Consider the following 9,769-nt stretch of genomic DNA (forward strand, 5'->3'; position numbering starts at 1 on the left):
TTCCACTCATGAAGTGAGCCAGGCGAGTGCCTGGCAGAAGCTCACATGAGAGGATTAAAAATGGCGGACTCCAATAAAACTATCCAGCGCTTTCTCGACCGAATGGGTGAACGGTTGGGGCTCCCCTTGGCTTTACAACAGGGAGTATGTGCACTTTATGATAACGACGATAATCAAGTGGCTGTTATTGAATTTCCGGAACACAGTGAAAATATCGTACTTCACTGTCGGCTCGGAAGTGTTCAAAAACGCGCTGATAATTTTCAGCGCTTGCTTGATTTGAACTTCGACGTCTCGGCCTTGCGCGGTTGCTGGCTCGCGCTGGATCAGGGTGAGGTGCGTCTGTGCACTCAGCGCGAACTCGAGTATTTGAATGAAGACCACTTCTGTCATTGGGTGACCGGTTTTATTGCACAGGTCCGGGAAACCCGTACTTCGCTTGGGCGACTGTTGGCGTAATACAAATAACAGGGAACTGGCTGTTATTGCGCGCCACTTAGCGAGGGATGGTTACAGTCCGTAACTATCCCATTCACTTTCAAGCGAGGCTACAGATCATGGCAGATTCAAGTATTTCGCAAAGTTCATTGGGCTCTTCCGGCCTGGGCGGTCTTGGCGGCGCGGGCGACACGGGGCTGGGCCAGACAGGCCTGGGAGGCGGTCAATCCGCTGGTTCATCGCTGGAAGACTTGGCGGGTGCACTGTCCGAACTGCTGCTCAAGTCGTCCGAGGGTTCGGGGCAACAAGGCGCAGGTGGCGCCGGGAGCGGCAGTGGTGCGGGCTCGGATGCCCTCAGCAAGTTGCTGGATCAGTTGAAGAGCGGCACTCAAGGCACTCAAGGCGCCCAGGACAGCGGTCAGAGCGACGCGTCCAACAAGGATGCGCAAACCAAGGGCGGTGAAGACGCATCAACTCAGGAGTTGCTCAAACAGCTTCTCCAAGCGCTCCTGAAGCAATTGCAGGGTGGTGAGAGTGGTGACAGCGCCGGCCAGGGCAAGGGCGTCGATGCCGCGGGCGGCGCAAGTGGTGCCGGTGGCGCTAGCCCGGGTGGGGCGGGTGGAGCAGGGGGTGGCCAAGGCGTTGAAGAGTTGCTCAACACCTTGATGAAAAGCCTCGGTGACAGCTCGTTGTCGAAGTCGGTAGCACCGACTTCCGATGGGGGTGGTCAGGTCAGCAAGGACGGTACCTCGCAGGAGACGTTGGGAATGGTTGGCCAGCTCATGGACACCTATCCGGAAACGTTCGGCACGCCAGGCCAGGGCGGTGGCGGTACTTCCGGTTCGGGCGACGCGCCGAAAGTCTAAAACGCCTCCGCAATACGCGGAAGCGTTGGCGAGTGTCACTTCTTGTTATTGATCAATGAGGCTAAAAATATGGCGGACTTAAATATCACAATAAACCTTGGCCAAAGTGCTTCCGGTTCCAATGGTATCGGCACTCAGGGCGACACCGGGCTGGGGCAGACTGGTGCCAATGGCAGCCAGTCCGGTGCTTCAGCCCTGGAGGACCTGGCAGGCCTGCTGTCTGAGATGCTGCTCAACTCGTCTTCAGGGCAACAGGGCGCAGGCAGTGCGGGCAGTGGCGATGGCTCGAATGCCATCAGCGATTTGCTGGAAAAGCTGAAGAGCGGCAACAACGATGTCCAGGGCGGCGGTCAGGGCGGTACGTCCGATAAGGGCGCGACTCAAGGCGGTGACGAGGCTGCGGACAAAGAGCTGCTCAAGCAGGTGCTGCTGGCACTCTTCGAGAAGGTCCTGGGTGGCGATAATGCCGAAGGGTCGAACCAGGGCAAGGGCAGCGACGCCCTGGGTGGTGCGGGTGCCGGCGGCAATAAACTGAACGCGCTGGGCGGCACCAACGAGTTGGGGGGTGGCACGGGCGTGGGTGGCACCAGTGGATCAGGTGACAGCCAAAGCACTGAAGACCTGGTCAACAACTTGATGAAAAGTCTTGGCGACGGCTCCTTGAAAAACTCGGTATCGCCAACCGCCGACGGCGGCGGCCAGGTTAACCAGGATAGCAACCTGAAAGAACTGCTGGAGTTGATCAGTCAGTTCATGGACAGCCACCCGGAAACCTTCGGCGACGCGGCGAAAGGCGCTGATACATCGTCCGGCGGGGGCACTTCGCCGGTCTCGGCGGGCGGCAGCCCATCGCCGGTTTCCGGTGGCGGAGGAGGGGGCGGTGCTGCTCCAGAGGCCGGTGGTTCCGAGGGCGCAGCGCCTACGGTCACCGGAGCGGCAGGCGGCGGTGGCGGTGCATTGGCGCCGACGGGCACTGACTCGAAAGGTCTGGCGCCGTCCTCCAATGCGACTTCAAGCACGGGCGGGGCTTCGAACATCGACTTCCCGACCGCATCGAGCAATCCGACAGTGGTCAACGAGACCATCAAGGTCGGTCCTGGCGAAACCTTTGATGGTGGCGGCAAGACCTTCACCGCAGGCTCGGCCCTGGGTGATGGCGGTCAAGGCGAGGGGCAAAAGCCGCTGTTCGAACTGGCCGAGGGCGCCACCCTGAAGAACGTCGTGATCGGTGAAAACGGCGCGGACGGTGTTCACGTCAAGGCCGGGAGCGAGAAGGCGGTCAACGTCGATAACGTGCATTGGACCAATGTCGGCGAAGATGCGCTGACCGTGAAGGATGGCGGTGCCAAGACCACCAACCTGAACATCACCAACAGCACCGCCCAGGGCGCCAATGACAAAGTCTTCCAGCTCAATGCCGATGCCAACGTGAAAGTCGATAACTTCAAGGTCAAGGATTTCGGCACCTTCATGCGTACCAATGGTGGCCAGCAAGGTAACTGGAATCTCGACCTGAATAACATCAGTGCCGAGAACGGCAAGTTCTCGTTCGTGAAAAGCGACAGCGAAGACCTGAAGCTGAAGACCCATAACATCGACCTGCAGAATGTCGAGAACGCCTACAGCAAACTGCCTGAATCGACCAAACGGGAGGACGTGTGATGGCAGACGGGCACGCAATGGATCAAGCGCCTGTGAGCTGGAAGAGTCTGGTGCAGGGTGATGGCTACCTTTCGCCGGAGCAACGCAAGGCGTTCGAATATGCGATCGAGCTGGTGCTCGAGCGTTTGCATGCAACACTCGATCAACCGACTCAAGACAGCGGACGCTTTCAGTTCGACCGCTATGTCGACGGTCTGGAGACCTTGTTCTTGCGTGATGCGAATGCTCAAGACCTGCAAAGCGATGCCGCAGTGACAGCCTTCTGGATCGTTCGGCTATTTGCCGACAGGATCCTGCGGGCTGGCGACGCGAGACCCAGCATGCACTGATATACCGCTGGAATCAGGCCCGGTCATTTGACCGGGCTTTTTCGTTTGGACGGCACATCCCGCGAAGACGGAAAAAGAGGGGCAGAAGAAAGGTGACAACTGTGGCGAGAAAGGCACAAGCCCCGCGACGAAAAAACCGTAGGAGCGAGGCTTGCCCGCGAAGAACGATGACGCGTAATACCTGAAAAACCGCGGTGCATTCTTCGCGGGCAAGCCTCGCTCCTACGGGTTGTTCGCGGCGTTCAGCGGCTGGCCATCCTGGCTTTGTCGAACTCAAGGTAAAGAATGGTGCGCTCGACCTCCGAGGCATTGACCACGAAGTGATCGAGCGAACCATCAAAGATCACAGCTTCGCCCATGCGATGCTGATGAAATTCACCATTGACGTTGAGGTAGGCGTAATTGCGCTCATCCGCTGCGCTCAGCGTGATGTGCATCTGCAGCAACCCCTCGCTGAACACTTCCGGATGCCGATGGCAGCTCAGGAAACTGTGAGCAGCCAAGCGTGCCAGGGAGCACACCTTGAGGCCATCAAGAGCGCCGAGCAGCTTGAGCGTCTCGGGAAAAAACGCCCGGGCGGCCTCGATCGGCTGGTTCTGCACTTGCAGGGCAAATTGCACCCAATCACGATTCCCGCCGGCCTGCCCCCAGCCTTTGAGCCAGCCGTAGTCACCGCCCTGAAGTAAGTACTGGTTGAGTTCGGTGAAGACCTGAGCATGGCTCTTGTCGGTCCGGTCGATGTCGAGCAGAGGGGCTTGCAGGCGCGATAGTTCGTCGCGAATGATCTGCCATTTGTCTTTCAGTTCGAGCAGCGGTTTGAACGAGTCCAGCGGATAAAAGGAGGGGCGCACGGCGAGGTACTCCAGATAATCGAGTAATGAGAGAGGCGCGATTGTCAGTGGCCGACTCAGGCGTGGATTCGTGTGAATACACGCCTGGCGAACGGTTTAACTCTTGAGCTGCAGACCGGAGTCTTTCAACTCGGTCAGAAGCGCTTTGGTGCCGGCATCGGTCTTGGCGATATCGCCGGCCAGGGTGTAAGCCTTCGGCGCGCTCTCGTCTTCGCCATAGGTGAAATTGACCTGGCCTACGGTCTTGGTGATGGTCAGGGCCGCTCCGCTGCTGGCGCTGAGCAGTGGGGTGGGGGTGGTGAAGCTGTCCGGCTGGGTGGCGGAGTGATAGACGGTGATCGACTTGAGCCGCATGTTGTCGCGGTTATCGAGCATTTTGGTCAGGTCGCCATGGGTCAGGGTGCCGTTCCTCGAACCGATATCCACGCTGTCGCTTGGCCCGTCCTTGAGCTCCAGGCGGACACGGGCGAGGGTGCCCATGGAGGATTTCAGGTTCCCGATCAGTGCCTTGAGTTTGGGATCCTGCTCCATGAACCCGGCGATTCGCTCGGCATTGCTCTGCACGTGGTTTGGATTCAAACCCATGGTCAGTTGGGTCAGCAGGCTTTTCTCATCCAGGCGCGACATATTGGTGTAGGAGCTTTCGAAACGGGCGCTGTCGAGCATGTTGTGATGACTCTTGGCTGCAGCATGCTGATGGCCGGCTCGGGTCAACGCACGCTTGGCCGCATGTTGCTCATCGTTGTGTGGCGTCTTGTCCGCGAACAAGGTCTGTAGCCCCTCCAGATGTGCGTCGATGGCCTTGTCCGGATCCGCCGCCGGTGCTTTCGCCTGCTCGCCAAGCTGCGCCAAGGCTTTTTCGGTGGCTTTGTCCTTGAAGGCGCTTTTCAAGCCATCAGAAATTTTGTCGACGTCCGAGTCTTTCAACGGCAGCGCTTCGCTGAACTGGAACTTCATGCGCTTGGTGGTTTTCGACTCCACCGTGACCGATTTGCTGTAAGCGGCCGGCAGGTTGATCCCCAACGCACCGGCCTCGGCGGTGCTGCCTGTGGGCGGTGGAATATCCTGACCGCCCACCAGTTGACCGCGAAAATGGGTGCCGGCGGTCAGGCTATTGAGAAAACGTGGGCGGTTCATGCCGCCTTCGCGGCGCACGCGAGTGTCGTCGGAGGTCGACTTCAGCGAGTAGTCGCTGTAGTTCATCAGGTTGACGCTGACGCTGGCGCCACCGGTCAACCGCGCCGCCGAAGACAGCGGCGTGCTGCCGTCTTCGCTGAGGCCGATCCCGGCGCGGCCATCGGCGGTAGCGCTCAGGACGACATCGAAGTTGAAGTTGCGGCCTTTTTCCACTTCATGGGCATAACCGCTTTTCATCAGTTCCATGGGGGTGGTCTTGCCGGAGATCATGCCGTCGACGAATTTGCCGAGGTCTTCATCGGCGATGTTGAACACCAGGGCATTGCGTTCGCGTCCGGTACCTGTCGCGCTCAGTTCACCATCCAGACGAAAGGCCGGCAGGAAACTGCGGTCGGAATCCGTCGGCAATTTTTTATTGTTGGATTCCTTGCCAGTCATGTCGAGCAACAGGTTTCTGCCCGCGCCGAGTCCCCCCGAGCCCGTGAGCGAGCCCTCACGAATCATATAAACCTTCACACCTTCCGCATCACGCTCGGCATTCAGGGTGTAGCTGCGCGAGGCACCAAAACCGCCGCTGGGGAAGGGACCCATGGGTTTGCCGACGGGGGCGATGAAGGGCGTGCTGAGGTTGGCGCCATAGCTGCGCTGAATACTGATTTCATCATCGGAATCGAGCTGTTTCAACGCGGACGTGAGCGTGCCGGCCAGTTCCTTCTGGGTGGTGCTGCCGGTGGCGGCGCGCAGGTTGGTGCTGATGGCATGGTCGGTTTTGCTGAAACCGTTGATGAAGGCCTTGATGCCGTCATAGGTCGATTCCAGGCTGGCATGCCCACGAAAGCCCATGTCGGTGACCTGCTTGACCGGGTGTTCTTCGTACTGCACATCGCGCAGTTGCAGCAACCCGTCGCGGTACTCCATGAGTTGCGCGGTGCGCATGCGCGGTGGCTCATGTTGAGCCTGTTGCGGTTGCGCTTCCTGCGCCTGCTTTTGCTCGTTCTCGATCTTGCCCACCAGGTCGGACAAATCCTTGAGAGCTACCACATCCAGCGCCAGCCGTGCCTTGGTCAGTGCCAGGTCGTCGCCCGGATTGCGCCGACGGCCCAAGGGGATCTCTTCCTTCTGGTGAGAGATATTCATGCCCTTTTCTTCGAGCTTGCCCAGCAGTTCGCCGGTGCGATTCTCATCCGAGGGGGCGATTTTCTTCAGGGCGCCTTGCAGCTCTTGCATCAGGTTATGGTCGGAACTGTTGATGTTGAGCTTACGCGCGACATCGGACAGGCCCATGCTCAGAGCCGTTCGTTTGGACGGCGGATTGAATTCCCCATGCTGATTGAGCAGACCTTCGAACTGGCGGAACGGCACCGCTTTGAGCTGGCCATATTCCTGGCCCAGATGCACGGTGCTCTTGTACGCATGGTTTTCCAGCTCACTGCGAAACCCCTCGAGTTGCTCGACCAGGCCCTTGCCTTCCGGGCCCAGGTCGAGCCTGGCGATCCGTGACTTGAGGTCTTCGCCTTTGGCCGGCACTGGCGTGTTGGCGTCAGCGATGGCCTCCAGGCGTTTGAACACCTTGCCTTCGGCTTGGTAGACATCATTGAGACCATCCCGGCCCTTGGCGGTATGCACCAGGCTGTCGCCCGTGGCTTTCATCCAGCGCGGCATTTCCAGCGTAGGTTTGAATACGTGGGCGGTGATGAACTCACCCGAGCTGGTGCGGTTCTTCGATTCCATGCCTCCCCGGCCCAGCACGGTGGTGCTGAACTTGGCGATCAGGCCGGTACCGGGAATGCGTTTGCGCACTTCGCCGTCACTGATGCGCCCATGCAGTTCGCTCAGGGTATCCTTGGTTTCTGACGGTTCTACCGCTTTCCAGTCATGGTTGTTTTGCCGGGCCAGCGGCTTATCGTCGCCATGCAACAGGGTGGCGTTCAATTGCTGGTCATCACCGGTGCGCAGCGAGCCCAGCGGCGCGTCGTCCGGCGTGGCAATTTTTTTCCATTGCGCTTCGGGACGCGGTTTCGCCTCGGAGGCCTGCCAGTCTTCCTTGTCCAGCTGGAAGGCTTCACCTTTATCGTTCAGGGCGTACAAGTCTGAATTCTGGTCCAGGGCCAGGGACTTGATCGACCCGTTCAAGCCCTCGGTGCTCAGCTCGGTCATCGCGCCTTTTTCGTGGTGGGCGGTGAGTTTGCCGGTGTCGTCCAGGGCGACGAAGTGCTCCGGGTTGATCATGGCAAAACCGGTGATGGTGCGCCCCTCCAGCCCGGCGATATCGCTGCCGGCGCTTACTTGGGTGGTTTGGGTCGCCTGGGACAGCGCATAGTCTCGGCCGAAGGATTGCGGTGCCGGGGCCTGGCTCACCTCGAGCTTTTTCAGCGTACCGTCCTGAATCATGTAGGCCCGGCTATCGAGGCCGATACTCAGATGGCTGACATCCTTGATCTCGGTATGTCCCCAGGCGCGAGTGGCCGCGTCCCAGCGCTGGACTTGCTGGTTCTCCAGGCCGACTTTGCCGTGGCGACCGAGGTCGAAGGTGTTGCTCTGGGTCGGTGTGACGCTGGGCAGGCCGCGGGTGTTGTTCAGCACCATAGCGTCGGTCAGGTTCCAGCCGGCCTTGAGCGAACCGCTGGCGGTATCGACGGGGAGGGCATGGGTGTGGCCGGCCGGATCCTTGATCATTGCATGGACCTGGCCCTGATCGTCACCGATCAACGCTTCGGCATGGTGGGTCACCCCCAGGTTCACGTCCGGGTGCGTGATCGCCTGCTCCGGCGTCAGCGACAGTTCGGTGCGGCCATCGCTCAGTTGCTGGCGATCGACACTGTATAGCCGTCCCTGAGTATCGCTGAGCAGCAGGGCGTCTTTGGTCAGGGCGATGCTGGTGATGTCCGCGTCATCGGCGAGCTTCAAGTCGATGCTCGCGGTGAGCGCCGTGGCCGGATTGGCGCCCAGATCGATCAGCCCGAGGCTTTGCTTATCGTCCTTGACGTTGAGCAGGGCGGCTTCACCCTCGCGGCTGACGGAAAAGGCCTTGATGTTACTGGCCGGGTATTGCCGAGGGCCTTCCGAACTCAGGTCGACCACCGCATTATCGGTCAGGCCATAAGTCCTGCCATTGCCTTGGGTGCTCAGCGCGCTGAACGTTTGCTCGGCAAGCTGCGGGTGCGCTTGCCAGCCCTTGGTGGCCGGGTCGAAGCGATAAAGCTTGTCGTCGTGTAGCCGCAGTTGCTGGCCATTGTGATCTTCGTGCACGCCGGTCAAATGGCTGAACTGGGCCTTGCCGGGTGCGCTCAATATCTCCTTGCCGATCTGGGTGTTTTGTCCGTACAGGCCCAGGCTGCCGTTCTGATTGCGCAGCTGCGGGGCGGCATCGGTGAAGTCCTTGAGGAACTGATGGGCGTCGCTGGTTTGGCTGCTGCGCAGCAAGGTGGTCGCGGTATCGGATTGCTTGAGATGGAGCAGGTTGCCCTTGTTGTCCAGCAGCACATGTTCGTGGCTATCGGCCCCGGACTCGCTGTGCAGGGCGACGAACGAATTGTTGGCGGTCTTGAGCTTCGACTGGACGATGTCGGCGAGCGCCGGCGGGTCCATGCGCCCCACCTGGAGTTGGCCGTCGCGGTCCAGGCTCAGGGGCCGTTTCGGGTTGTTCTGACGTTCCAGCAGCTCGGTGCCATGATTGAAGCGCCCGGCATTGCTGCGTGACAGCTTTGGCCCCGGCTCATTTGTCAGCGATGGTGCACGGGTCGTCTGCGCCAGTTGATCGTTGATCGAACGGCCGAGACCGTCACCTCCCTGCAACCGCCCACCTTCCCGACGGCTTTCCTTGAGTGCTGATTTGATCGCCTGCTCATCCTGCTCCGGGGTTTTTCCGGTTGGCGAGTGATCTTCCTCGCTGAAACCGTGCAGCCCCGTGTCTTCGCCGATCTCTTCGATCTCGCTGACGCCACTGGCCGATGTCCCTGAAGTACTGGCCTGGGTTGTCTGATGTTGCGGGCCTGCGTCGTCGGGTTTATCGCCGTCGGTATCGACCGGTTTTGGCTCTGGTGCCTGCTGCGCAACCTTCTTCGGTTCCGGAGTACTCCGGGCGAGCGCATTATCAAGGTCTGACTTGCTTCTGAACGGTACGGACGGGGTGTTGGAGGCGTCTTCCGGAACCGACTCCATCTTGACCTTCATCCGTTGCTTGGGTTTGGCGCGGTAGGGTTGCGACATCACCAGTTCAAAAGTTTCATGGTTCATCAGTTTTGGCAGAGGTTTGGTCAATTCTTTCGAGGCTTTGCCTGTACTCCCGGAAGTTGAAGCCTCGTCGCTCGTTGGCGAGATGGGCGTCTGGCCCTGGGTCAGCGGTTTTTTACCAGCGACGGCAATCTCCTGCCGGCGCGCGCGCTCAAGTTGTGTGCCTAACGAGTTGCTGCGTAATGGTCTGGTTTCGGCGGGCGTGGCCATGGCTGGCGCGTTGGCTGCGGTAGAGGCGGCGGTGCCGGAAGCC

At 59.9% G+C, this 9,769-nt stretch carries 6 protein-coding genes; 4 read left to right on the top strand and 2 right to left on the bottom strand.

Features of this window, described 5'->3' with window-relative positions; all coding sequences use genetic code 11:
- The first annotated feature begins 60 nt into the window (after window positions 1–60).
- The 4 genes from PMI30_RS30540 (at window position 61) to PMI30_RS18090 (ending at window position 3,295) form a co-directional block, all read left to right on the top strand.
- Window positions 61–459, top strand: a complete 399-nt coding sequence (locus tag PMI30_RS30540) for a type III secretion system chaperone (RefSeq protein WP_008008861.1) — start codon at window positions 61–63, stop codon at window positions 457–459.
- Between the two features lie 98 nt (window positions 460–557).
- Complete coding sequence (locus PMI30_RS18100) at window positions 558–1,304, top strand: hypothetical protein (protein WP_008008862.1); 747 nt, start codon at window positions 558–560, stop codon at window positions 1,302–1,304.
- Window positions 1,305–1,373: 69 nt separating this feature from the next.
- Window positions 1,374–2,966, top strand: a complete 1,593-nt coding sequence (locus PMI30_RS18095) for a pectate lyase (RefSeq protein ID WP_008008865.1) — start codon at window positions 1,374–1,376, stop codon at window positions 2,964–2,966.
- Entirely contained in the window at window positions 2,966–3,295 is a 330-nt protein-coding gene (locus PMI30_RS18090; protein ID WP_008008868.1) for a hypothetical protein, read from the top strand. Before PMI30_RS18095 ends, PMI30_RS18090 begins: the two co-directional genes overlap by 1 nt.
- 242 nt (window positions 3,296–3,537) lie before the next feature.
- On the opposite strand, the gene PMI30_RS18085 is transcribed toward PMI30_RS18090, so the two are convergent.
- Together PMI30_RS18085 and PMI30_RS18080 are read right to left on the bottom strand one after the other, a co-directional pair.
- Window positions 3,538–4,146 carry an aspartyl/asparaginyl beta-hydroxylase domain-containing protein gene (locus tag PMI30_RS18085; RefSeq protein ID WP_008008870.1) on the bottom strand — a complete coding sequence of 203 codons (609 nt, stop codon included), beginning with the start codon at window positions 4,144–4,146 and terminating at the stop codon, window positions 3,538–3,540.
- A gap of 96 nt (window positions 4,147–4,242) precedes the next feature.
- Window positions 4,243–9,519 (bottom strand): AvrE-family type 3 secretion system effector, encoded by a 5,277-nt coding sequence (locus PMI30_RS18080; protein ID WP_238541984.1) that lies wholly within the window; start codon window positions 9,517–9,519, stop codon window positions 4,243–4,245.
- Window positions 9,520–9,769: the final 250 nt, after the last annotated feature.

The sequence above is a fragment of the Pseudomonas sp. GM50 genome, assembly GCF_000282375.1.
GTDB lineage: Bacteria > Pseudomonadota > Gammaproteobacteria > Pseudomonadales > Pseudomonadaceae > Aquipseudomonas.

Bases quoted from the DNA above. Each gene is read 5' to 3' on its own strand.
- PMI30_RS30540 (WP_008008861.1), top strand. From the start codon at position 61: ATGGCGGACTCCAATAAAACTATCCAGCGCTTTCTCGACCGAATGGGT.
- PMI30_RS18100 (WP_008008862.1), top strand. From the start codon at position 558: ATGGCAGATTCAAGTATTTCGCAAAGTTCATTGGGCTCTTCCGGCCTG.
- PMI30_RS18095 (WP_008008865.1), top strand. From the start codon at position 1,374: ATGGCGGACTTAAATATCACAATAAACCTTGGCCAAAGTGCTTCCGGT.
- PMI30_RS18090 (WP_008008868.1), top strand. From the start codon at position 2,966: ATGGCAGACGGGCACGCAATGGATCAAGCGCCTGTGAGCTGGAAGAGT.
- PMI30_RS18080 (WP_238541984.1), bottom strand. From the start codon at position 9,519: ATGAACCATGAAACTTTTGAACTGGTGATGTCGCAACCCTACCGCGCC.